The sequence below is a fragment of the Daejeonella sp. genome (genome assembly GCF_030695525.1).
In the GTDB taxonomy this organism is placed as follows: Bacteria; Bacteroidota; Bacteroidia; order Sphingobacteriales; family Sphingobacteriaceae; genus Daejeonella.
In genome coordinates this window covers 25,953-52,055 of the sequence record NZ_JAUYSS010000026.1, presented here as the reverse complement: position 1 = coordinate 52,055, position 26,103 = coordinate 25,953, and the positions used below count along the sequence as shown (strand labels likewise).

Below are 26,103 nucleotides of genomic sequence, written 5' to 3'. Positions count from 1 at the left end.
GCAGGTATGGCATACTTTACAGCCATTACCCTTAATCTTGGATCCTGAGTTGTTTTCAGATAATCCACGAATGGTTTTTCCAGATAAAAATTGGCCCGCTCAGAACCATGGAAGGTATTCGTATTAGAGTTGGTAATTACTGCATTATAGGCTACAAGAGCGTTATCTGCATTACTTTGCATTACACCGCCACGTCCAGGATCTACTGCCAATATTGCAAACTGTCTCGCTTTATTAGCATCAACTCTCGTATATCGCATAGCAATTCTTAACAAAAGTGAGTTACCGAAACGCTTCCATTTTACAATATCTCCTTTATATAAGATATCATTTGTTACCAAAGGCTTTGAAGCATCCAAAGCAACTGTAGCTTCAGAAACCTCTTTTAGCAAATCATTATAAATATCTGCGGCACTATCATATTTTGGCAGATAAGTTTGAGTTAAAAATGCCTGACCTGCTTCTGTATAAGGTACATCACCATACGAATCTACAAGGCGCTGGAAGATAAATGCCTTCATGATTCGGGCCATATTGTACAGATTACTCTTCTCAGGAGAGCCTTTTGAATTTTCTATCGCATCGACTATATGCTTAACCGATCTGGGATAAAGCATATCAAAAGGAGCAGAAGTATTATTTGCTTCGAACCATACATTATGATTTCCTCCTTGCAATACACCAGTAAATGGGGTAATAATTTGCTGTGGAATTTGACTTTCATAACGAATAATATAATAATCTGAACCTACCTGTGCATCTGCAAAAAGATAGGCTGCATCTAATTTAGATGGCAATACTGGGTTTATATTAATCTGCTCGAAATCTTTATCGCAACTAGTCATAAAGACCGAGATCAGAACAATGTATGTTGATAATCTTTTCATAATTCTCTTATTTTAGTATTGAATTTAAAATTTGAAGTTCAGGTTCAATCCGATATTTCTGGTTGTTGGCAAGGAGTGTGTATCTATACCCTGAAAATTATCAGAAACTGCGATTTGAGACTCAGGATCCAGATTATCCAAGTACTTTTTGATCATGAATGGATTATTCACAAAAAGGGAAACTGTAGAGCTCTTTAGAAAATCCTTTTTGATTATTTTACCTAAATCGTATCCCAGTGAAATGGTACGCATCCGAATGAAACTGGCATCATAAACAAAGGGTTCGCCCAAATTTCGCAAGGTTGCATAAAACTCTTCCGCTTCCACTCTGGTTGTATTTGCAGATCCATCTGCATTAAATCCGGCGAATAATACGCCTCCTTCCCTTCCCTCAAGAGATTTTTTGGACAAACCGTGTCTCAAGAAGTTGAAGTTAGAATTAGATAACACGACCGCCCCAAACTTAAAATCTGCCTGAGTGAATAGGCGTATTCCTTTATAAGTGAAAGTATTTATAAATCCGCCTGTCCATGTTGGAATAGCACTGCCGAAAGTCTTCATATTGCCAAGCAATGGCTTACCTGCAGCAGTAAGTATACGTCCTTGTGCATCCCTTCTGTAATCAAAACTTCTGACAGAAGCAAGTGGCATGCCTACCTCATGTGAAATTGTTCCAAAATACTGTCCAAGACCTACATCAAACCTAGCCTGCCCATCTGCCAGTTCAAGTACTGTACTCTTGTTGTAAGCCCCATTGATTGCTGATTCCCATCGAAACACACTACCTTCAATTGGTACAAGGCTAAGTAACATTTCAACACCTTCATTTTTAAGACGACCTACATTCACTCTGGTCTGTCCAAAACCCGATGCGTCAGAGATATTGACATTTAAGATTTCATCGATCGTATTCTTTCTGTATAAGGAAAAATCAAAATTAACTCTTCCACCCAATGTCCTGATCTCCATACCAACTTCAGCTTCTTTAACCTTTAAAGGTCTCAAGAATGCATTCGGACTTGTTCCTCCTGATATTGTTCCCAGAGCCACTCCGTTAAAGGTGTTAGCATTCAAATTATAATAAAGACTATTTGCATAAGGATTTGTATCTCCACCAACTTCAGCATAAGCAGCACGGATTTTACCATAATTTAACCAGGAAGGTTTACTTGACATGGCTTCGGTAAACACAAAGCTTGAACTCACTGAAGGGTATAGATAATTGTTTGAGTTTGGATTCAATGTTGAAAACCAGTCATTTCTGGCAGTAATATTCAGGAATAGCAAATCATTATATGAAAATTCGGCAGAACCATAGAATGAATTAACCTTCTTCTGGGAATAAAACTGATCAGGGGTTTTAATCTGTCCGTTGCCTATTGTGTAAAGATCCCGAACAAAGAAATTATTAACAAAAGTACTCATGCCATTGTTGATCTGGTTCATTTGGTTACCACCAACAATTACATCCACGCCAAATTTTCCGAATGTCCGATTTGCATTAATTAAAAAATCATAATTCAATTCTCTGAAAGTATTAGAGCTTTGATAGTAGTTACCATTAAATCCGGTTACGGCAGCAGGCAAGTTTCTTGAACCAGTAGGACGATTAAATTCAACCGGCCGACTAAAATAATCCTGGCCAACACGTACCATTGCATTTAGCCAATCATTAAACTTATAATTTACAGAAGCATTCCCAAAAAGTCGGTCTCTCTTGATATATTCAAACTTCTTATTCACCAGCCAATAAGGATTATTTCTTCCGGTGAAACGAGCAAGTGGCATTTCATTACCATCGGCATCCATATAATTCTTTAACCAATCAACATTTATGGAATTGGCCATGGTAAAAAGTGCAGTATTGGGCGAAAAACTTTCTATTCCAATTTGTGGAGGATTCTCATTATTCTCATTGGAATAATTCGTGTTCACCTGAACACTTAGTTTTTTAGTCAGATTATAATTCAAACCCACATTTAAGGTTCTTTTAACAAAACGTGAATTCGGAACTATTCCACCTGCATCAGTATCTGAATAGGATAACCTGAAATTTCCCCTATCATCTCCTCCGGAAAAAGCAATAGAGTTGGTAAGATTTAGTGCATTTTCATAAAAATCTTTAACCCGGTCACGATTTGGAGAATAGGGCTGCATAGAACCGTCAAATTGTGGTGTCAGTACTCCGTCAAATTTCACCCCAAAACTCCATACCCCTGAACTTCGAGCATCTGCAACTGTGGCAGGTCTTACCCCAAATTCACCTTGTCCATATTCATATTGAAAATCAGTATAATCCAGGGCACTAACCATTTGGGTATTGGAATTGAACTCAACCGAAACGCCTCTTTGTTTACTTCCGCTTTTTGTTGTAATAATAACTGCACCATCCTTGGCTCTGAAACCGTAAAGAGCCGATGCAGCTGCACCTTTCAGAATATTTATGGACTCAATATCGTCCGGATTGATACTTTGCAAACCATCACCACCATCAGAAGAACCTCCTGGATTTCCACTAAGATAACCCGCACCATTCGCAGCGTTATTAATTGGCACCCCATTTACAATAATTAATGGTGAATTATCGCCACCAAATGATGACTGCCCCCTGATCCGAATCTTGGATGAACCACCAGGTCCACTAGATGGCGCCGAAACATTTACTCCAGAGACCTTACCCTGAAGACTATTACCGACGTTCACCGTACTATTTGTGGTAATTTGTTCAGCATCTACCGTTCCAGTTGCATAACCAAGACTTTTTGCCTGCCTCTTTACACCAAGGGCAGTGACAACTACCTCTGTTAAGGCGGTATTCGCCTCAGTCAATTGTACATTCACAACCGTTTGGTTTGTAACAACTACCTCTTTGGCATCAAATCCGATATAGCTAAAAACGAGTGTAGCACCAGCATCAGGCACGTTGATTGTAAACCTACCTTCAAGATCTGTAGAGGCTCCAGTAGTAGTTCCCTTAAGAAGAACGCTGACACCTGGTAATGAAACCCCTTTAGAATCAGTCACCTGCCCTCTCACTACTATGTCTGCATTATTAGATAATTCTTCGGATAGATTTAGCTTTACTGACTTTTTCAAATCATTATTCTGAAGAATTAAAACATTATTATCTACTTGTCTGAATGAAAATTCTGTGTTTACAAACAGGAGATTTAGGGCTTCCTCAACAGTATAATTTGAAGCAGTGATTGTCCGAGAGGGGATTGCAGTTAACTCTCCTTTACGATATACAAAACGAAAAGGAGTTTGTTCTTCAATTTTCTTTAATGCATTTAGTAAAGACTCATTTTTCAACTCTAAATTGATTCTTACTGACCCAATCTTTTGACTTTTAACAGGCAGAGCTGATAAAACTTGCATAGTAATTAATAACAAGGCCGTATATATAAATCCGATCCGCATAATTTTTACTATAAGTTGTTTTAGATTAGAATGCTCTGCAATAGAAACCTCTTGGGTGATCCCAAGTGCAGATTTTGTAAAATATTTCATATATTTACACAGTTTAAATTAATAAATATCCTATCCAGGGATTTGTTAATAAACAGAAGTAAAGATGTTAATCCTTACTTTATAGCCGGTAAATGCTTCATTGCCGTGAAGTGTTTACCGGTTTTTTCATGGTGGTAATGCCTTTTTCATAATCTTAAGATTTTAAATTCCCAAATATTCCAAGACCCCTAGGTCTGTTATCTACAGCCAGATCCATCCAGTACAACAATTTTGTTATTTTCCTTAATTTGATACTTAATTTGATTGAACTCTCCGATTACTTTTAAAATTTGAGCTAAACTTTGATCTTTCATAAAAGTGGCGCTAAAACGACAGGATTTAATCTGTTCATTCGAGAAAATTATTGAAACCTTAAATCGTTCCTGTAATTGCTTAGCTACATCTTTAATACTCACATCATCAAAATAAATATCCTGATTTGTCCATTCAATAACTGATCCTGCTTTAACCACTTTTTTAGTATGTTTTGTTAAAAATTCATCAATAACTACCTGTTCATCAGGAACTATTACATTAAACGTTTTTTGACTATCTCCAACTTTTACTTTTCCTCTGGTAACTGTGACTGTTACAGTTTTAGCCAGGGAACTCTCCTTAATATTGAACGCCGTTCCAAGGACTGTAGTTTTTACCTTCCCGGCATAAACGATGAATGGTTTATTAGGATCATGAGTAACATCAAAATATGCTTCACCATACAGATGTACTTCACGCAAACCATTTTTACTAAAATTCTTACTCAATTCAACCCGACTATTCTCATTTAATATTACAGAACTGCCGTCTGGTAGATTAATGAAGCGTCTGGTTGGGAAATTCACACTTTTGGGTTCAGTTTTTTCCATTTGAACCATTTTGAGCTCAGCCCGCTTTGATTGATTCCAATAAAAAAGAGATGAAAGTCCAATTATCAAAATGGCTGCAATTGATTTATACCATAAACTACGATTACTAAACAGGCTTAAAACCCTGGATCGCTTAGATGTCATAATCTTTTGGAAAATCTGATCAGCCCTATTATCGTCTATAACAGAATCAGTTGATACCTCATTCCAAAATTCACTAAGAAGCTGCCTGACTTCATCATCATAATCCTCCTTACTCATCATTGCAAGAAACTCCTGAATCTCCTCATCTGAGCCTGTCTTATTTATGAATTGTTTAAAAAGATATCTAAACCTATGAAATGACATATCAAATAAATTAAAAGCTACTATTTAGCAGACCAAATTAATCTAAAGACTATTGAGAAGATAAAAAGGGTGAGTTAATTTTTAAAATTTTTTAAAAATTATTCAAAAGGGAAAGAGTGCCAAAAAAGAATTACCAAATAATTGGACATAACAAGCCGAATCGTATATAAAGCCTTCTTTAAATGAGATTTTACAGTGTTTTTAGATAAGCTTAACTGGTCTGCAATTTCATCATATTTCAGACCTTCGTCCCTGCTCATTCCATACACTATCCTTTGTTGCGGGGGTAATTGATTTATTGCATTATTCAGAATCTGCTGATATTCATTTGATATTATTGTTTCTTCGGTACTATCATGATATTCAGTACGGCTTTTACTTAGATTCTTAATAATAAAAGCTTCATGTGCTCTTCTTTTAAGTTCGCTAAAGGCCTGATTTTTAACCAGGGTAAATAAATATGCATCCAGGCTATGAATATCACAAAGTTTATGACGATTACACCAGACCTTTACGAATGCATCCATGACAATTTCTTCAGCTAAATCATCATCGTCTGTAATCTTTATTGTGTAGTTATATAGCTTTTTATTAAAATGATCGAACACTTCACGAAAGGCAGTTTCATCCCCTTGGGAAATCAACTGTATTAGTACCGATTCATTATATAAACCCTTCATTTTATATGAAATACGTAAAAAAGGAATTCTAATTTAACTTATTTCACTTTAAATCAAAAATATTAAACAACAATTTCTTGAAGGTTAATAAAAAACAGTCCTTATTTATTATTAATATTAAACAAAAAGAGCACTCATTTAAACATACCCTATACAATCAATTTCAATAATCGAATTACCGGGGATTCCACCTTTAGCAACAGCAACGGTTGAACGAACAGGTGCTTTTTCACCAAACCTTCCTCTGTAAACTTCATTCATCCCTTCAAAATCTGCCATATCACTCAAAAAGACAGTGACTTTCAAGACCTTCTCCATCGAAGAACCTGCTGCAAGTAATCTCTTCTCCATCTTTTTCAGTACAAAGTCAGTATCGGCCTTGATTTCAAAAACGGATTCCGCATCCGCACCGGTTCCCGAGACAAAAACCAGATTCCCATATCGTATCGAGCCGGGGTACAAAGTAACATCAGGGGATGCCCCTGTACTTAAAAACAGGGCATCACTGTTTTGTGGAGTCTGTGCGCGGGCAACCAGATTGAATCCGGCAAGTCCGGCAATGGTAGAAAAAAGGCTGGTTATAACTGATCTTCGTGTTGATTTCATGCCATATCAATTTATAAAAACTATAATGTTCTGCATTCTTATCAGGTGGCCAATGGCGGACCTGCGGGAATATTCACTTTTCTTCGGGGTGCTTTCTGCACATTCCGTTTAGCAGTAAATTTGGCAGTACGGTATTCCCCGAGATGAATCTCCCCCGACATTGTATCTCCATTCACAATCCCTGAAAATTGATAGGTAAGATGATCACCCACAATTCTCATAGCACTTTGCATCCTGATTTGATTCCCCTCAATTGTACCGCTCATATTTCCTGATTGAAAGTCAGTCTGATGACTTCCACTCAACCAATTGCCATCCTGCACAATTGTTAATGAATGCTGACTGATACTACTGAAAAACTGTACACTTAAGTCCCATCGACCGCTTAGGTTCCCAACCGGAGTAATCATATGTTCAGGTTTAGGATTACGTTTCTTCGAAAAAATTGCAAATACCCTCTCTGCAACAATCTTCTCTTCTCCTTCCTGCATTTGTCCCGTAGTGATATTGAAAAAGCTCTCCCCACTACTATCATCCTCTGCCCAAACAGCAATTCTTGGCTTATTTCTTCCTAATTCCTCAGCCATTTCAAATCCGCTGATATGCAGCTTTTGGGGATCCCAGCTAACTTTTAAGACCGGTGTTTTATTATCAAGCAAAGTGCGCTCTATTACTTCTAATTTCAACCCGGGAATCGTTTTTAGTTTTTTTGAAATTGTATCCAGCCAGCCCAACCATTTCTTCCAGTCGGCGGCATGATCACGTTTCACCCAATCCTCTACTGCCGCCATCATCCCAATCATCTCTTCCCTGCCAACTTTATTATCCCGGCCCGGGCCATGATGCGGGGAACTCGCCTGCCAGGCAGACATTAAAATAGATTTATCACCCAGCATTAATCCGGCACATTGAGGTCCGCAAATTGCCTTTCCTCCACTGTATGCAACAATAGTTGCACCTCGCTTCAGGTGAACCGGTGGCAAGGTCAGATTCTCAGCAGCAGCATCAACCAATACCGGCACCTGATGCGGTTTGGCTATCCGGGAAATCACTTCAAGTGAAAATGGCTGACCTGTAAAAGTAGCCGTGTCGGTTGAGCGGATATAAATCATCGCAGTTCGCGGGTTGATCGCATTCTCAAGTTCCTCAGGTGTTTTCACACTGACAATTTTAACTCCAATATTCCGGATCGCATGATCATAGGCATTCCTCGAAAATGAAGGTATGATTACTTCATTCTTATCAAAACCACTCAGATCAGGAATTCGGATCAGTTTTTCAGGATTGCCTCCAGTAACGCAGGCAGCAGTTATATGTTTAAGTCCGGCGGCACATCCTGCCGAAACCATTCCCCATTCTGCACCCGTAAGATCAGCCAGCCTCTGACCAATCCCATCGGCCAATTCATCGTATTGTACGAAATTATGCGCAGCGGCCTCCATCGCCTCCCGAACGGCCGGACGCTCCAGTGAACCCCCGATGATTGTAAAAGTCCCCATACAATTGATGACAGGTTCAACGCCAATGGAACGAAATATATTTGTTTCGGCCATAAAAGCAGATGCAGCTGAATCGGAGGATAATGTTTCAATGATAGCAGTACTACCTGCATCCTGAGTGTTTGCCTGCACGTTTTGATTTCTAAGCACAGTCCCTGCGAACGGAAGCAGTGCTAATCCCTTAATTGCGTTTCTTCGTTTCATTTTAATTAAAAATTGAGATATTTTCCTTGTGATCAAAACATTGATCTTACTAAATAAGAATTATCGTTTAAGTAATTTATTATTCTTTAGATTCAATTAAATAAATGCATTTCCCACTTAAGAGAATTACATTAATCCAACAAAAACTGAAAATACAAAATATACTTTGATGCAGATGAAATTTTGGAGTGATTAATTTAAATAGGAAACAGTTTAAGATTTCCTGATTTTTCTACCCTTATCTCATTTAGGACGCCCCATCATTAGCTTTATAAGAAAACACTGTTGTTCGGTTAAAATAAAATTTCAGATAAAATAGCCATTTACATCGTAAGAAGTATGTTTTTAAGAGTCCGACACAAAGTAAGCCCCCCTTTAAGTTTAGAATCATTTTTTATAGTTTCACTGCCTTGAAATCTGCAAAATTTTACCTAAAACAACAGGACTGTTCATAAGCTTTGGCCTAAGCACAAAATCTCCGTTAACGTTTTTTCCGCCTCAGCTGGTGCGGCAGGCACAATCCAAGCCAAAGCATTAACTTTTATAGCATTCCCGAACCTTCGGGACAGCGGCGGCATTTATTCGTTTTTCTCTATTATTTTTAAGGTACTCATGGTCTCGTCGTACCTCCTCGGCATGCTACTTTTCTGCTGCAGGAAAAGTAGAGAGAATAATGATGAGTTAAGAATTTGATCTTTTATCTTACAATTTCAATTTACCCGGACACTACTATATAAGAAAATACCAAATTAAAACCTTACCTTTGCGGCGCTTTCAGCAATATAGCTGATAGCTATAAAAATTATCATGAACCCATTTAGTACCTTGGGTATCCGTCATGATATTGTTAATGCCATTACTGAACTGGGATTCGAAAATCCCACACCAATCCAGGAGCAATCTATCCCGGTATTACTTTCAGGCAGCAACGATTTTGTCGGATTAGCTCAAACAGGAACCGGTAAAACGGCAGCCTTCGGCCTCCCCCTATTAGAATTATTGGATTTTGAAGAAAATTATCCACAAGCGCTAATTTTATGTCCTACACGTGAACTCTGTTTACAGATCACCAATGACATGAAAAACTACGCCAAAAACATGAAGAACGTTCAAGTCGTTGCTGTTTATGGCGGAGCAAACATTTCAGATCAGTTACGCCAGATCAAACGCGGCGTTCAGATCGTAGTGGCCACTCCGGGCCGTATGCTTGATATCATCAATCGTAAAGCAATTGATTTTACTCAGGTACAATTCGTAGTACTCGACGAAGCAGATGAGATGCTTAACATGGGTTTTCAGGAAGATATTGACAGTATTTTGTCAACTACCCCTGATGACAAAAAAACCTGGTTATTTTCTGCAACCATGCCAAACGAGGTTCGTCGAATTGCAAAAAAATACATGACCGATCCCTTTGAACTGACCATGGGTACCAAAAATACCGGAAACGTCAATATCGAACATGAGTATTATATTGTAAAGGCTCGCGATAAATATGCAGCATTTAAGCGTATCGTTGATTTCAATCCTGAGATCTTCGGAATCGTATTCTGCCGTACCAAAATTGAAACTCAGGAAATTGCTGAGTCCTTAATGAAAGACGGCTATAATGCAGATGCATTACATGGTGACCTGTCGCAACAGCAGCGTGATAAAGTAATGAAACGCTATCGTGACCGCAGCCTTCAATTACTGATAGCAACTGACGTTGCTGCCAGAGGAATTGATGTGAATGATGTTACTCACGTTATCAATTATTCACTGCCTGATGAAATAGAAAATTATACCCACCGTAGCGGCCGTACCGGTCGTGCAGGTAAAACAGGTATTTCTATTGCGATCATCAACTCTAAAGAACTTGGTAAAATCCGCCATATCGAAAGAACCATAGGAAAACAGTTTACAAAAGCCGATATCCCTACCGGATTTGACGTTTGCGAAAAACAACTATTTGCCATGATTCATAAAGTCCATAATGTAGAAGTTAACCAGGATCAGATTGAACAATACATCCCACGAATTATGGATGAATTTAAAGATCTGGATAAAGAAGAGATCATTAAACGATTCGCTTCCCTTGAATTTAACCGATTCCTGGAATATTATGCTAAAGCTCCTGATCTGAATATTTCTTCAGATGACAGAGGATTTGAGCGTTCTGAAAGAGGTGAACGTTCTGAGCGTCCAATGAGATCAGGTACCAACGCAGGATATACCCGATTGTTTATGAATTTAGGTTCAGTAGATGATTTCACCCGCGGCGATATGCTGGGATTCATTTGCAACAATACCAAAATCAGCGGAAAAAGTGTTGGCAAGATTGACCTTAAAGGTGTGTTCACATTCTTTGAAGTAGAAGATGCAGCTGTTAATCAGGTTGTTGAAGGTTTTAAATCTGTTGATTTCCAGGGAAGAAGTGTCCGCATTGAGTTAGCAGGCGACCGTGAAGGCGGAAGCAGCGAGCGTGGCGGTTCCGGTTCATACCGTGGAGCTGGTGGCGGTGGACGCAGAGAAGGTGGCAGTGGTGGCGGATACCGTGGCGGTGCCGGCAGACGCGAAGGTGGAAGCGGTGGTGGTTTCCGTGATTTTTCAGGCAAACGCCGTGAAGATCGTAGCGGAAGCAATGCCGAGGGTGGACGCCGTGAAGGCGGCGACAGACGCAGACGCATTTAAGAGAATAATGAGCAAAGTATAAGGAGCAAAGACAAAGGGTAAAACCTAAGTTTTTGCTCCTTTTTTTGTTTTAGAATCAGAAATCAAGACATAATAGCTGACATCAGTTTTGAACCAGGAGCCAAGAACCAGGAATCAAGACTGATAAGAATAGGAATAGAATTTAAATCAATACCAGAAATCGCAATCCTACCTGGATTTGTCTTGATTCTTGGCTCTTGATACTCAATACTCAATACTCAATACTCAATACTCAATACTCAATACTCAATACTCCCTACTCACGTCAGCTGCTCCGACAATAATTTCATCTCAATCTGAGGTGAATGTCTTTCATAAAGAATGGCATAAACCGCCCTGCAGATCGGCATATTTACTTTAAATGCCTTATTGATCTGGTGAAGGCAATTAACCGCATAATAACCTTCTGCAATCATATTCATCTCCAGTTGTGCGGATGTTACCGTATAACCCTTCCCAACCATAAAACCAAAGGTACGGTTACGGCTAAATTGTGAATAGGCCGTTACCAAAAGGTCGCCCAAATAAGCCGATTCTTTAATATCCCTTTGTATCGGATGTATAGCCTCAACAAAACGGGAAGTCTCCCGAATTGCATTCGATATAAGAACCGCCTGGAAATTGTCCCCATATCCTATACCGCGACAAATACCGCTGGCAATAGCATAAATATTCTTCAGAACTGCAGAATACTCAGTACCATAAATATCATCGGAAACATTTGTTTTAATATAACGGGTATTTAACATTGCGGCAAAATCTGCGGCCAGGTCCGGATCCTGTGAAGCAATGGTCAGATAGGATAATTTTTCAAGTGCCACCTCTTCAGCATGGCAGGGTCCACTGATTACAATAATATCACTGAATGGAATCTGATAATGTTTATTCAGGAATTCTCCAATAATCATATTTTCGTCAGGAACTATACCTTTAATAGCAGAAATTATCTTTTTGCCTTTCAGATCCTCCGGACTAATCCCGGCCAATGCAGCCTTTAAAAAAGCTGCAGGAACATTCAGTACAATTAATTCACATGGGGCTATTAATTCCTTCAGATTGGTGCTGAGGTTTTCATCAGGGATTTTTATTTCTACTGAACTCAGATAATGTGGGTTGTGGTTATAATGCCGGATATGTTCTATTGACTCAGGATTTCGCATCCACCAATAGATCTCCTTACCGATCAGATTATCAGATAAGATCTTGATAATCGCGGTCGCCCAGCTACCTCCACCTACTACAGCTATTTTCTTATGCATTTGGTACTAATAATAATTCCGCTTAATGTACTTTAAATATCAGTACAATAAGCGGAACATTTAGGTATTTTGGGTAAATTAGTCTTTACCTTCAGCTTTAAATAGCTTTTCTTTATCAACCTTCTCAACGATCGAGCCGTCTTTGAGTGTTTTTGAAATGGCAGTAAAAGGAAGTGAAACTACTTCTTCGGAACCCTTCAATCCCGTTTTTACGTGAATATAAGTATCATCCTGTATTCCGGTTGTAACTTGTACCTGCTTTACCTTTCCTGCACTATAAACAAACACATACTCTTTAGCAGGTTCTGCATTCTTTTTATTCTTGCCATTTGCGGGGGGGGCTGTTGATGGCTTTGAATCTTTTTCACCTTCCTTCGCATCTTTCTTATCATCCCGGATGGTTACCGACTGAATCGGAACAGCAATTCCGTTAAACTGCTCTGTTTGAATGTCAACAGTAGCTGAAAGTCCCGGACGGAATGGAGACGGATTTGCACTATCCGGACGAAGAAGATTCGCATAAGATTCAGGCAAAATCTTAACTTTTACAGTGAAATTAGTAACCTGATCAGTTGAAGTACCCACTACATTTGATGAACTGGCAATTTCAGTAACCTCACCTTTAAATTTCTGGCTTTGGAAAGCATCTACTTCAATATCAGCAAGATCACCTATAGAAACACGGTTAATATCACTTTCATTTACATCCACACTAACTTCCATTGAACTCAGGTTGGATATCCTCATGATCTCTGTACCGGCCATTTGCGAAGTGCCAAGAATACGATCTCCAAGTTCAACAGATAACTTTGAAATTACCCCGTCTACCGGAGCATAAATTGTTGTTTTAGCAAGATTCGCTCCTGCTTCTTTAACTACAGCATTCGACTGATCGACCCCGAAACGAGCTCCGACCACATTCTGGCGAACTGATTCAAGGCTTGCTATTGCACTTCTATACTCAGCTTTTACAGCATCAAACTCTGCAGCAGAGATTACCTTTTTGGAAAAAAGTTCCTCATTTCGTTTGTATTTTGCCTCGGTATTGGCAAAATTCGCTTCAGCCTGCTTGAGTTGCTGCTGTGTACTGGCTAATGAGGCCCTCTGACTATTCAGGGATGCCACTGCACGGTCATAACCAGACTGAAGTACATCAGGACGAACTTTACATAATAACTGCCCCTTTTTAACCACATCACCTTCCTTAACATGTAATTCTACAACTTCTCCGGACACTTCAGCACTTAACTTTACCTCTACCTCAGGCTGCACCTTACCACTGGCCGATACTGTTTCGATTATATTGCGTTTCTCAGCCTTTTCAACTGACACTTTAATCACATCACTCTTGCCAAACCAGCCGAGTTTATTACCCGCAACTGCCACCAGTACCAGGACTCCTGCTCCAATGAGCACATATTTTAACGTATTATTTTTCTTTGCCATTTTTCTGATATAAAGGGAATTTTTTTGATTAAAAGGTAATTGGATTACCCAGATAATAATCAATTACTTTACTTCTGAAAATAAAATCATATTGTGCCTGGATCTGATCAAACTGTGCTCTATTTAAATTTGTTTGTGCCTGATTAAAATCAAGGGAATTAACCAAACCAACCGCATAGCGTTGTTCAATTACATTAAATGCTTCTTTTGATGATTCATAAGCAGTCAGTGTCGAATAATAACGTTTCTCAGCAGCTCTAAGGTCATAAACCGCCTGATTAATAACTTTATTCAGGTTGTTTTTTGCAAGCTTTTCAGAAAGCATCGCGTTTTGGAAATTAATATTTGCCCTCCGTACGGCGGACTTCGCTGCCAGTCCATTGAAAATTGGAATGCTCAATCCAAAACCGATGAACTGGTTGAAATTATCTTTCACCTGTTCACCAAAAGAAGTATTGCCAAAAGATCCGTTCGAATACCGGGTACCAAAACCGCTCTGAAGATTAAGTGATGGAAAATAACCGGCTTTTGCAATATCAATTTCTTTCTCAAATACTAGCTTTCTAAACTCAGCAAGTTTAATATCAGGAAAATTCAATGAAGCAGTATTAAAAACATCTACAGCAGAATAGGCTGCATTAACATTACTAATATTGTCAATTTGAGGCTTTTCAACTTCAAAAGCTACTGAGGGATCTCGTTCTAACAACTGCGCAAGATCCAAAAAAGACAAATCAACCTGGTTTCTGGCATTGGTGACATTTAGCTCGGCAGTAGCAACCTGTGATTTCGCCTGGGAAAGATCTGCCAGTGTTCTGTTGCCTACATCAAAGAACTTTTGCTCTATATCCAACTGCTGATTGGCTATTTCAAGTTGCTGTTGTGAGGCTGTTAAAAGATCCTGGGCATTTAATACAGATAAATAGTTGGTTACTACAGCCAAAACCAGATCATTCTTAACTTTTTGAGTATTGCTTTTATCTGCTTCAAGCTGAAGTTTGTTTTGCGATATTTCATTCATCCTTCTGAATCCCTGAAACAAGGCTGTATTAGAAGTAACACTCCCGGTGTTCGATGTAATTGCCTGATTCACGAACTGGTTTGTCAATGGATCAATACTCCGCCCATAGTTAAAATTAAGACCTGTATTTGCATTCAGACTCGGATAAACAGCAAGCTTAGACTGACTCAGGTTCTCTCCCGATATAGCCTCTGAAAATTGAGCCTGCTTGATCTGAAGGTTATTCTCAATGACCAATTCAGTTGCTCTTTTTAGAGTGATGCGCTCCTGCGCAACAATCGGATTTATCATTAAGCTGGCTAGAAATAAGGTAAAAACACTACATCTGTAAAAGAACCGGGAGTTTGGATGTTTCATAAATTATTCAACAAGATTGGTTAGGATGTAAATCCGCTCTAAAAATACTATCATTTAATTAATAACATATTTATCTTCGTGATAAATTATTAAAAGGCAATTTTGTATTTATCCTATTCCCCCTTTTGGCTTAAATGGTTGTACCCTACCTTAACCTGGCATAGAAGCCGCAAAGAAAAATATGTATACATCACTTTTGACGATGGACCCATACCAGTTGTTACACCTTTTGTATTAAATACTCTAAAAAAATTCAATTGCAAAGCCACATTCTTTTGCATTGGTGAAAATATAGTTAAGCACCCATCGATTATAACTGAGCTAATCGCACAGGGACATACTGTGGGAAACCACACGTATAATCACCTCAGGGGCTGGAATTTAGCTGACAGCGATTATTTAGACAATATAAAAAAAGGTGCTACTCTAACAGGCGCCCGTCTGTTCAGACCTCCTTATGGCAGGATAAAAAAATCACAGATAAAAAGGATCAGAAAATATTTACCTGAGACCGAAATCGTGATGTGGGATGTTCTTAGCGGCGATTTTGATGATACCATTTCAAAGGAACAATGTGTCAGTAATGTTTTAAGGCATTGCAAAAATGGTTCAATTATAGTCTTTCACGACAGCCTGAAAGCGTTTAAACGTCTGGAATATGCCCTGCCGCTTATACTTGAAAATTTATCGGAAAAGGGTTTCCAATTTAAAATGCTTTAATAAACAAATGTTTAACCCACTAGTTTCCGGTAAAAGTTTTTGTTCATCGACCCTGAAAGGGTCGTATGTTTATTGAATAACTCCTTAAATCATGACATTGCTGCTTCGGGATCAAGCTTGTCGGTCATTGAAGATGGGGCTTTATTTAGCCTCGGTAATTTCATTGCATATCCATAAAACTATCTGTATTTTTGCAGCATTATTATTTGTGTATAATAAATTGAAACAACTTATTTCAAAACGCGCTAAAAAGGTGACTAATCTCATGTTTTCACCTAACACCTGTCATTCCGGAGCATATACATACTTTATATTTTTATCACAGGAAACAAGATATTTAGCATGAAGTATAAGCTCATAAGTCTGATGTTAATAATGGCCCTGAGCTTTCAATGCCTTATTAAAATAGGTCTTATAAGTTATTACTCCCTCAACATAGAATATATCATTAAAGAACTCTGCGAAAACAAGGACAAACCGGAGCTGAACTGTAAGGGAAAATGTTATCTGAAAAAGAAAATGGGCGAAGCTGACAAGGCTGAAAAACAATCTGCTGAAATTTTTAAACAGATCGAGTTTCCAGTGTTTATCCCTCATTCCAACCTATCACTCAACGCTGAGTATATCCTGATTGAAAATTCATCACCAGAACTGAAAAACCTTTATTCACATACCCCAAACTTTAATATTTTTCATCCCCCACTGACCTGAATCCTCTTTTTTCCGGCTGAGCTGATGCTCTATTAATTCCCTAGGACCACAAACATTTTAATCCTAAAAAGTCGGGCAAAACATGCCTTGTACTGAAATTACCTGATAGATTCTTATGCCGGGCATAAAGCTGCGTGCATAAGGAAAAGTCTATACATACCCTTATATATAAAATCATGAAAAAAATATTTTTCATCACCATAGCACTTGCCCTTTCAATTCTTAGTTCATGTAAAAAAGATAGCAGTATTGAAATTGAGGATCCCAAAAAAAACCTGATTAAAATTGCTGATGCCTTTGCTATAGGTTCGGCTGCCAAAGTAGAACTATGGTCAGGAGCTGAACTAGGTACCGGCTATCAGAAACTTTATATTGCTTTATCTGATTCGGCTTCAGGCAAAACACTAAACCGATCTTCTGTCCAGATTCTTCCAATGATGGACATGGATATGAACGGCACGAAAACAAGTCATTCGGCCCCGCTTGAAAACCCGGAGAGCATGGAGGCTGATAATACACTTTATCCTTGCGCAGCAGTATTTACTATGCCAAGCAGCGGCGAAAGCGGTAAATGGAGAATGATAGTAATGGTAAAAAAAGAAGGCCAGACCAAATATGGAAAAGCTGAAATGGCCATTCAGGTAAAGCAATCTCCACTTGAACGGGTAAAAAACTTAACTGCAGCCGATGGATCAAAGATTATTGTCGCTTATGTCTCTCCTTCAAGCCCTAAAGTAGGTGTGAATGATTTTGAGATAGCTGTTTTTAAAAAACTTGACATGATGACTTTCCCTGCTGAAGATAATTACAGCATAACTATGACCCCTGAAATGCCAAGCATGGGACATGGTTCACCAAACAATGTCAATCCTGTATTAACTAAAAATGGCCACTATAAAGGGAAGGTAAACTTTACAATGACCGGGGATTGGAGAATAAACCTGGTTTTGAATAAAGAAGGGAAATCAACCTCAACTTTCTTTGATCTTTTATTCTAAGAGCATGAAATCTTTCTTAATTATTGTTTTCTTTCTCAGTAGCCTGATCATTTCAGGCTACTCTGAAGCAGCACAACCTGTTCAGGACACCATTTACAAGCGCCTTGAACTGAAAGAGGTTCATATAAAAGGACATAGCCAGAGTAAACATCCGGGTTCGGCATTTTACCAGTCATCAAGCCTTTCGAGCACCGAAGATATCCTCTCTAAAATTGAGGGAGTGAGTCTGATCAGAAGAGGACCGATTGGAATGGAACCTGTACTCCGGGCATTTAGCGCCGGGCAGGTCAATGTAGTGATCGATGGAATGAAGTTTTTTGGAGCCTGCACAGACAAAATGGATCCGGTAACCATTTATACTGAACCTGTAAACCTTAAAAGTATTGATATAAAATATGCAGGAGATGGAATGGCTATGGGAGCATCCATTGGTGGAAGCCTAAATCTGAAACTTGCAGAGGCTATGCTAAACCCTGAGAAAAAGCTTTCTGGCACCCTGGCATCAGGTTATTATTCTGCTGCCGCTGCAGTTCAGAATATTCTGGCCTTCGATTACGGAACATCCAAATGGGCTATGCGGGTAAGCGGGGTCTACCGAAAGGCCGGTAATTACCGGGATGGACTAAACAGAAGAGTAGATTTTTCGCAGTATGAGAAGGCTAATGCAAGTATTTCCGGAAAATATCAACTGAATGAAAACAGTATCCTTAAAGCTGATGTACTCATCGACGACGGCTGGAACATAGGCTATCCTGCATTGCCAATGGATGTGGGCAATGCCCGTGCAAGGGTTGCTGCAGTTACCTTCAGAAATAATCCAAAAGGGGGCCTGATCAGCGATCTGGAAGCAAAATTATATGCAAACAGCATCCGCCACGCTATGGATGATACCAAACGTCCTTCCGTACCAATCCATATGGATATGCCGGGCTGGAGCAATACCCAGGGAGCTTACCTGGAAACCCAATTCAGGAATCAAGGCAAACATACTATCAGTATGAAACTGGATGCTTACCATAACCGGGTAAAAGCAGATATGACTATGTATCCCGCCAATAGTGCCCCAATGTATATGCTTACCTGGCCTGTCAATCATCAAACTGTGACAGGTATTTACTTTCAGGATCTGATTTCAATTGACGAAAAAAACAGAATTGACTTTAAACTAAGGATGGATGCCGCATTCTCAAAACTAACTGACAAAATGGGGCAAGACCAGTTTGCAGTGCTGGGATATGATGTATCGAAAACGGTAAACGGGCTGCTGAAAAATTTTAGTGCAGGGTTTACCCGATATCTGAATTCCGAATTTACACTCTATGCAAATGCAGGCTACAGCGAGCGATTGCCTACAACTTCAGAGCGTTATGGGTTTTACCTCTTTAACCGAATGGATAACCACGATTATATTGGAAATCCAGATTTAAAAAACGAACAGGCATTAAACGCCGGATTAAATATTATTTATTCAATAAATAATTTTTCCTTAAAGCTAAGTGGCTTTACAAGTTATTTGCAGCATTATATATTAGGACAAACTCAATCAGGTTTAAGTGTTATGACGATTGGTGCAGAGGGTGTACGCGGATATACCAATATTCCCTCAGCAAGAATCAGCGGAGCAGAAAGCAGCCTGAATTATCAATTTGCCAACGGGCATTTCACCTTGAACAATACAATCAAATGGGTTCATGGCCGCGATAATACAGGGAATCCCCTCCCTTTGATCGCGCCTTTAAAATCGATCACTGGCCTCAGGTTTAGTCATGAGAAATTATTCATTCAGGCAGAAAGTGAATTAAGTTCAGGGCAGAACAGGGTAAACACGGTTTTTGGTGAAAAAACCAGTCCGGGATTTTCAATTATAAACCTGCGGAGCAGCTATACTTTTAGTTTAAAAAATTACAATCTTGAATTATCTGCAGGAGTTGAAAATATCCTGGACGAAGCCTATTATGAGCACCTCGATTGGGGTAAAATGCTTCGTCCCGGAAGAAATATTTATTCAATGTTATCTCTGAAATTTTAGAAAATTGAATTCAGGTAAATCCTGCTGAAAAAATAACAATCATCGAAATACAGAGAAATCTTAAATATTACAACCAATGAGAACAACATAGAGTTTCGGATTGTTTTCATTGGTTTTTTCTTAGACAAAAAATCCTGTTATTTTTCAAATCAGCAATATCTGCCTTACATTCGGGGCAGTATAAAAAATGCAGTATTAAAATTCCATGAAAAACCTAAAAATATCGATCAGTGGTTACGGAAGTATTTCGGCTTTGGGTATAAACAGTGAATCTGTCTGGAAGAATTATTTAAATAATCGGCATTGCTTTCATAGGGAACAGATCAACAACAAACAAGAATGGGTAGCCCGGCTTTCATTAGAAGCGAAAGAACTAATTTCAACTCTGATTAAAGACAAGAAATACCAACAGCTTGATCCCAGTGTACTATATGCAATTGCAGCTTCAAGAATAGCTGTAAAGCAAGCGGCTTGGAATACAAATGCGGGATTTGGCATTAACATGGGTTCATCCAGAGGTGCAACTGAAAGCTTTGAAAAATATCACAGTGAATTTATTGAGAATGGCCGGCAAAAAGTAAATCCTCTGACATCTCCAGGCACCACACTCGGAAATATCGCCAGTTGGGTAGCCAGCGACCAGAATATAAATGGGCCTTCAATTTCACATTCTGCGACATGTTCAACGGCTTTACAATCAATAGCAAATGCTGCTGCATGGCTTAAAGCAGGTTTCTGCACACGCTTTCTGGCAGGAGGCAGCGAAGCCCCCTTAACACCCTTTACAATTGCCCAAATGAAGGCTCTCAAAATATATTCTGCAATTGATCAGGATTATCCCTGCAGGAGTATGGATCTGAAGAAAGATCACAATACCTTGATTTTGGGCGAAGGTGCAGCTTGCTTTTGCCTGGAACTCGATTCTGAAAACGCGATAGGATTTATCACGGGCATAGGTTTTGGGACAGAGATTATCAGTCATGGAGCCTCTTTATCTTCAGATGCAGCTTGCCTTCAAAAATCTATGAATATGGCTCTGGAAGGGCATGACCCAGCTAGTGTAGACGTAGTGATTTTGCATTCACCGGGAACTATATTAGGCGACAGTTCGGAAATGATAGCCATTGAATCCGTCTTTGGTAAAAGGAAGCCCATGTTAACCGGAAATAAATGGAAAATCGGACATACTTTCGGTGCTTCCGGTGCCTTAAGCCTTGAAATGGCCCTTTTAATGCTGAAACATGATCAATTTATTCAGGTTCCGTTCATTCCTCAACAAAAGCAATATAAACCGCTTCAAAAAATCCTAATCAATGCTGCAGGTTTCGGCGGAACAGCTTTCAGCATTCTGGTTGAAAATAATCCTCAAAACTGATCAGGATCATTTTTATCTTTAGTTTAGAATCTAATTTTGCCGCATGTTAATTTACAAGCAATTTACTTTCGATTCAGCACATTTTCTTCCCAATGTTCCCGAGGGACATAAATGTGCAAATATGCATGGACATACTTATGCCCTCAGTGTTTTTGTGGAAGGGCATCCCGATGAAAAAACCGGATGGATCATTGACTATGGCGATCTTAAAAAGCATATCAAACCCGTTATTGATATTCTGGACCATCATTTATTGAACGAAATACCTGGACTCGAAAACCCAACCAGCGAAATCCTGACAATCTGGTTATGGAACAAATTAAAACCCATGATTCCTGAATTAAAAAGGATCGAACTAAAAGAAACCCCAACTTCAGGGGTGATTTATGAGGGAAGCTAAATTCAGATTTTCTGCAGCATTAATCTTTAACAAAAGGTGATCAATGATTTCATCTGCCTCTGCCTGATTAAAATCTTCATGTTCTTTCCTGGAAACACCCAGAGCGCTTAGATCTATGTGCAAATCAGGTACAATCTTATAATGACTCAGACAAGCTCTGGAGCAGGAAAGCGGACAGCCATCAAGAACTATGATTTTTCTTCCGGAAAGTGCTGTTCTGACAAGTTTCTTAACTCCTCCCCCAACTCCTGCAATACACGACATATCTGCAATACCCAGACGATCTAATCTCACAGCAATATAATTAGCCATTTGAGCAGCACTCGAACAACCTGAGCAGGAGTAAATCAAAGGTTTGAATGTATCCATTTTGAACAAATTTACTTTATTATAAATAAAAGACAAATTTATCTTTTATTAAAATCTTAGCCTATATTTGTGCAGGTTATATTAAAAATCAGATAAAAGAATGATTCTGCATTCAATAAAATTCAAAGAGTAATGTAACAGATGTAACAGTTAAAGAGATGAATTATCCGGATATTTGAATATCATATAAACCTTAAAATACAAGATCATGAGCTATTATTTTTCAAAAACATTAAACACAGATTTTGATACAGCAATTGCAAAAGTCACTGATGAACTTAAAAAAGAAGGATTCGGTGTACTTACTGAAATTGATGTCAAAGAAACCTTTAAAAAGAAACTTGATGTGGATTTCCGCAAATACCGCATCCTGGGTGCATGCAATCCAACTTTCGCATTTGAGGCGATTAAGTCTGAAGACAAGGTAGGTACTATGCTGCCCTGCAATGTAATAGTTCAGGAACACGAAGATGGCAAGATTGAGGTTTCGGCAGTAGATCCGATCGCATCAATGATGGCAATAAAAAATGATTCACTTGGAGAAGTCGCCTCATCTGTAAGCGATAAATTACGCAGGGTAATTGAAAATCTCTAGTAATCAGCAATTATGGCACATGAAATTGAGACCCAATGGATGGGTAAAATGCAGTTCAATGCATTAGTAAACGGACATACAGTGTTGATGGATGCTCCTGAAAAAGCGGGTGGTGAAGATAATGGCCCTGTTCCAAAACCATTTGTGCTGACAGCCCTTTCAGGTTGTACAGGTATGGATGTGGTATCACTTTTAAGAAAATTTGAGCAGCCGGTAGATGACCTGAATATAAAAGCTGTTGGAGAACTAAGCAAAAAAAATCCAATTGAATATACTTCAATTCATCTAATTTATAACTTCAAAGGCCCTGAAACTGCAAAAGATGCCGCCATGAGAGCCGTTACCGATTCACAGGAAAAATACTGCGGGGTTAGCAGCATGCTAAAAAAGGCAATCCCTGTTACCTGGGATGTAAATTATAATGACATACAAATTTTCACGAATAAAAATGAGGAACTAAGCGAAAGCTTGTAATTCCTCATTTTTTCTGTTCTAACCTGAGTTCGAAATAAAATCTTGCCGGGCTGTTTTAGATTGAATGATTTTCTCTTATTTTAGAAAGCAGGGTCTGTTTCTTTTTGGTTATTCTAGCTCACGCGCACCCAATGTCATTATTTAAGGGGCAGGAGGTTCTGGCCTTCGCCAGAATGACAATGTATTTTTTTAAAAAATGGAGGAGATCCCGACCTTCGTCAGGATCGTAATCCTTAAAAAATGACATTGCGCGCGCAGCCACAGCGCCGGGATGCCCGTCCCAATGAAATACAGCTCCGGGTAAAATAAACCTTGCCGGAGGAGGTATCTTCCGGCTATTTCCCTGTGGTTGGTGTTATCACCGACCAATGATATGATCGGGCTTGGTACGGTGAGAACACCGACCAGAGGGGAACGCGATTTCTTGCCGGAAATACTCTGTAGGAAAGGGCTGAACTGACCTCTAACACACAGGTTTTGCTTTCAAAAAACAAATTATTGTTGCTCCAGAGCTTAATCTGATATATTATAACCGTACTATTTTACCCTTCCTTAAATCGAACTCAAGTTATTCTAAGCTTCTCTCCACCTTCATTTTTGGGAAATTGTGTATTATTTTTCAGATAATACATAATTTTTGCGTTTTCAATACCCATATCTATTCATTTTTAAGGTCGTTTTATGTAACTTCGCTCGCAATTAGAATTGGAAATAAATTAAAATCAAGCAAATAAGATGGCATTTGATTTAGACATGATCAAAAAGGTTTATGACAACTACGGTCCGCGTATTGCGGCAGCGCGTAAAGTTGTTGGTAAGCCCCTTACATTAACAGAGAAAATTTTATACGCCCATTTATGGGATGGTAACGCAAGCGAAGCACATGAGCGCGGAGTGACTTATGTTGACTTTGCTCCTGATCGTGTTGCGATGCAGGATGCGACCGCCCAAATGGCATTATTGCAGTTTATGCAAGCAGGCAGACCAACGGTAGCTGTACCTTCAACTGTACACTGCGATCACCTGATTCAGGCGAAAATTGGTGCTGTTGAGGATTTGGCAACTGCCAATACTCAGAATAAAGAAGTTTTTGATTTTCTGGCTTCCGTATCAAACAAATATGGTATTGGATTTTGGAAACCGGGGGCGGGTATTATCCACCAGGTAGTTTTAGAAAACTATGCATTTCCGGGTGGTATGATGATCGGAACCGACTCTCATACTCCAAATGCAGGTGGTTTAGGAATGATTGCCATTGGTGTTGGTGGTGCTGATGCCTGTGATGTGATGGCAGGTCTGGCATGGGAGTTAAAGTTTCCAAAGCTGATCGGTGTAAAACTAACAGGTAAACTTTCAGGCTGGGCTTCTGCAAAAGATGTAATTCTTAAAGTTGCCGGTATCCTGACTGTAAAAGGCGGTACAGGTTATATTGTTGAGTACTTCGGGGAAGGAGCAAGATCTCTTTCAGCAACCGGAAAAGGAACAATCTGTAATATGGGTGCTGAAATTGGTGCAACCACTTCAGTATTTGGATACGATGATAAAATTGCAACTTATTTAAAAGGTACTGAAAGAGAAGAAATTGCAAAACTTGCTGATCAGGTTAAAGAACACTTAACAGGAGATGATGAAGTTTATGCTAATCCTCAGAATTACTTCGATCAGGTGATTGAAATTGATCTTTCAACTCTTGAACCTCATATAAACGGTCCTTTCACGCCGGATGCGGCATGGCCAATATCAAAATTTGCTGAAGCAGTACGTGAAAATGGATGGCCACAAACTTTAGAAGTTGGTTTGATCGGTTCATGTACCAATTCTTCCTACGAAGATATTTCAAGAGCAGCATCTCTGGCTCAACAGGCTGTTGATAAGAAACTGGTAGCTAAGGCTGAATTTACAATTACACCTGGTTCAGAGCTTGTACGATATACTGTAGAGCGCGATGGCTATTTGGATACTTTCGAGAAAATGGGCGGTGTGGTTCTTGCAAATGCATGCGGACCATGTATCGGACAATGGGCGCGTCACAGCGATGATCCTACCCGTAAAAATTCGATTATTACTTCATTCAACAGAAACTTTAAGTCGCGCAACGACGGAAATCCAAATACACATGCTTTCGTAGCTTCTCCTGAGATTGTTACGGCAATGACTATTGCCGGCGATTTAGCATTCAATCCATTGACCGACACGCTGACTAACTCAGAAGGTGTACAAGTAAAACTTGATGAGCCACAGGGTCTTGAAATGCCTACCAAAGGATTTGCAGTAGAGGATGCAGGATATCAGGCTCCGGCAGAAGACGGAAGCACTGTAAATGTACTCGTTGATCCAAATTCTGCACGTCTGCAATTGCTTGATCCTTTCAAAGCATGGGAAGGAACAGATATTACAGGATTAAAACTTCTGATCAAAGCAAAAGGAAAATGTACCACTGATCATATTTCTATGGCAGGTCCATGGTTAAAGTTCCGTGGTCACCTTGATAATATCTCTAATAATATGCTCATCGGAGCAACGAATTTCTTCAACGAAAAAGCAGATAACGTAAAAAACCAGCTTAATGGTGCATACGGCTCAGTACCTGCAACAGCCCGTGCATACAAGGCAGCTGGTGTAGGCAGTATTGTTGTTGGAGATGAAAATTACGGAGAAGGATCTTCGCGTGAACATGCTGCAATGGAGCCGAGACACCTTGGTGTACGTGCCATTCTGGTAAAATCGTTTGCACGTATTCACGAAACCAACCTGAAGAAACAAGGAATGCTTGCATTGACATTTGAAGATGTGAATGATTATGACCGTATTCTTGAAGATGATACCATTGATATCTGTGGATTAAATGATTTCACTCCAGGCAAACCTTTGAGCATTGTGCTTCATCATGCGGATGGAAATACTGAGTCATTCAGTGTAAACCATACCTATAATGAGCAGCAAATTGAGTGGTTCAAAGCTGGTGGTGCATTAAATATCATCAGAATGAATCAAAAGGGTTAATTAAAAACCTGATATAATTTAAAAGCCAAAAGTTCAATACTTTTGGCTTTTT

20 protein-coding genes are annotated in these 26,103 nt (G+C 39.2%); 10 read left to right on the top strand and 10 right to left on the bottom strand.

Translation table 11 applies throughout. From position 1 onward, the window contains the following. From Q8S11_RS06120 to Q8S11_RS06095, 6 genes are all read right to left on the bottom strand, one after another. The coding region (locus Q8S11_RS06120; RefSeq protein WP_305661197.1) for a SusD/RagB family nutrient-binding outer membrane lipoprotein at nucleotides 1–887 on the bottom strand (887 nt) is incomplete at its 3' end. A 24-nt stretch (nucleotides 888–911) separates the two neighbouring features. Continuing rightward, nucleotides 912–4,397, bottom strand: coding sequence for a SusC/RagA family TonB-linked outer membrane protein (locus tag Q8S11_RS06115; RefSeq protein WP_305661196.1), 3,486 nt, complete (start codon nucleotides 4,395–4,397; stop codon nucleotides 912–914). A gap of 197 nt (nucleotides 4,398–4,594) precedes the next feature. Further along, nucleotides 4,595–5,611 (bottom strand): FecR family protein, encoded by a 1,017-nt coding sequence (locus Q8S11_RS06110; protein WP_305661195.1) that lies wholly within the window; start codon nucleotides 5,609–5,611, stop codon nucleotides 4,595–4,597. A 98-nt stretch (nucleotides 5,612–5,709) separates the two neighbouring features. Next, nucleotides 5,710–6,291, bottom strand: coding sequence for an RNA polymerase sigma-70 factor (locus Q8S11_RS06105; protein WP_305661194.1), 582 nt, complete (start codon nucleotides 6,289–6,291; stop codon nucleotides 5,710–5,712). Between the two features lie 138 nt (nucleotides 6,292–6,429). Next, the gene (locus Q8S11_RS06100) at nucleotides 6,430–6,897 is read right to left on the bottom strand and encodes a RidA family protein (protein ID WP_305661193.1); all 468 of its coding nucleotides are present in this window, start codon (nucleotides 6,895–6,897) and stop codon (nucleotides 6,430–6,432) included. A gap of 41 nt (nucleotides 6,898–6,938) precedes the next feature. Beyond that, nucleotides 6,939–8,600, bottom strand: a complete 1,662-nt coding sequence (locus Q8S11_RS06095; protein ID WP_305661192.1) for an aminotransferase class V-fold PLP-dependent enzyme — start codon at nucleotides 8,598–8,600, stop codon at nucleotides 6,939–6,941. Nucleotides 8,601–9,407: 807 nt separating this feature from the next. Here Q8S11_RS06095 and Q8S11_RS06090 point away from each other — a divergent pair. After that, entirely contained in the window at nucleotides 9,408–11,273 is a 1,866-nt protein-coding gene (locus Q8S11_RS06090; protein WP_305661191.1) for a DEAD/DEAH box helicase, read from the top strand. A gap of 281 nt (nucleotides 11,274–11,554) precedes the next feature. Here the strand turns inward: Q8S11_RS06090 and Q8S11_RS06085 are convergent, their stop codons facing one another. The 3 genes from Q8S11_RS06085 to Q8S11_RS06075 all read right to left on the bottom strand — a co-directional run bounded on the left by Q8S11_RS06085 (nucleotide 11,555) and on the right by Q8S11_RS06075 (nucleotide 15,377). After that, nucleotides 11,555–12,553, bottom strand: a complete 999-nt coding sequence (locus Q8S11_RS06085) for an NAD(P)H-dependent glycerol-3-phosphate dehydrogenase (RefSeq protein WP_305661190.1) — start codon at nucleotides 12,551–12,553, stop codon at nucleotides 11,555–11,557. 78 nt (nucleotides 12,554–12,631) lie between these two features. Continuing rightward, a complete protein-coding gene (locus tag Q8S11_RS06080; RefSeq protein WP_305661189.1) occupies nucleotides 12,632–13,999 on the bottom strand; it encodes an efflux RND transporter periplasmic adaptor subunit in 1,368 nt (455 codons plus the stop codon). Between the two features lie 28 nt (nucleotides 14,000–14,027). Next, complete coding sequence (locus Q8S11_RS06075; RefSeq protein ID WP_305661188.1) at nucleotides 14,028–15,377, bottom strand: TolC family protein; 1,350 nt, start codon at nucleotides 15,375–15,377, stop codon at nucleotides 14,028–14,030. Between the two features lie 138 nt (nucleotides 15,378–15,515). On the opposite strand from Q8S11_RS06075, the gene Q8S11_RS06070 reads away from it, so the two are divergent. The 6 genes from Q8S11_RS06070 (at nucleotide 15,516) to queD (ending at nucleotide 21,610) form a co-directional block, all read left to right on the top strand. After that, a complete protein-coding gene (locus Q8S11_RS06070; protein WP_371135129.1) occupies nucleotides 15,516–16,097 on the top strand; it encodes a polysaccharide deacetylase family protein in 582 nt (193 codons plus the stop codon). A 342-nt stretch (nucleotides 16,098–16,439) separates the two neighbouring features. Continuing rightward, on the top strand, nucleotides 16,440–16,808 hold the full coding sequence (locus Q8S11_RS06065) for a hypothetical protein (RefSeq protein ID WP_305661186.1): 369 nt from the start codon (nucleotides 16,440–16,442) through the stop codon (nucleotides 16,806–16,808). Nucleotides 16,809–16,984: 176 nt separating this feature from the next. Then, entirely contained in the window at nucleotides 16,985–17,806 is an 822-nt protein-coding gene (locus tag Q8S11_RS06060; protein WP_305661185.1) for a FixH family protein, read from the top strand. A 4-nt stretch (nucleotides 17,807–17,810) separates the two neighbouring features. After that, complete coding sequence (locus Q8S11_RS06055) at nucleotides 17,811–19,835, top strand: TonB-dependent receptor (RefSeq protein WP_305661184.1); 2,025 nt, start codon at nucleotides 17,811–17,813, stop codon at nucleotides 19,833–19,835. A gap of 205 nt (nucleotides 19,836–20,040) precedes the next feature. Continuing rightward, the gene (locus Q8S11_RS06050) at nucleotides 20,041–21,210 is read left to right on the top strand and encodes a beta-ketoacyl synthase N-terminal-like domain-containing protein (RefSeq protein WP_305661183.1); all 1,170 of its coding nucleotides are present in this window, start codon (nucleotides 20,041–20,043) and stop codon (nucleotides 21,208–21,210) included. 43 nt (nucleotides 21,211–21,253) lie between these two features. Then, the gene (queD, locus tag Q8S11_RS06045) at nucleotides 21,254–21,610 is read left to right on the top strand and encodes a 6-carboxytetrahydropterin synthase QueD (protein ID WP_305661182.1); all 357 of its coding nucleotides are present in this window, start codon (nucleotides 21,254–21,256) and stop codon (nucleotides 21,608–21,610) included. On the opposite strand, the gene Q8S11_RS06040 is transcribed toward queD, so the two are convergent. Beyond that, a complete protein-coding gene (locus Q8S11_RS06040) occupies nucleotides 21,584–21,979 on the bottom strand; it encodes a putative zinc-binding protein (protein ID WP_305661181.1) in 396 nt (131 codons plus the stop codon). The two genes, queD and Q8S11_RS06040, sit on opposite strands and share 27 nt — an antisense overlap. A gap of 208 nt (nucleotides 21,980–22,187) precedes the next feature. Between Q8S11_RS06040 and Q8S11_RS06035 the strand changes: the two genes are divergently transcribed. The 3 genes from Q8S11_RS06035 (at nucleotide 22,188) to Q8S11_RS06025 (ending at nucleotide 26,051) form a co-directional block, all read left to right on the top strand. After that, entirely contained in the window at nucleotides 22,188–22,574 is a 387-nt protein-coding gene (locus Q8S11_RS06035) for a DUF302 domain-containing protein (RefSeq protein WP_305661180.1), read from the top strand. 12 nt (nucleotides 22,575–22,586) lie between these two features. Continuing rightward, nucleotides 22,587–23,048 carry an OsmC family protein gene (locus Q8S11_RS06030; protein WP_305661179.1) on the top strand — a complete coding sequence of 154 codons (462 nt, stop codon included), beginning with the start codon at nucleotides 22,587–22,589 and terminating at the stop codon, nucleotides 23,046–23,048. A 735-nt stretch (nucleotides 23,049–23,783) separates the two neighbouring features. Further along, complete coding sequence (locus Q8S11_RS06025; RefSeq protein ID WP_305661178.1) at nucleotides 23,784–26,051, top strand: aconitate hydratase; 2,268 nt, start codon at nucleotides 23,784–23,786, stop codon at nucleotides 26,049–26,051. Nucleotides 26,052–26,103 lie beyond the last annotated feature (52 nt).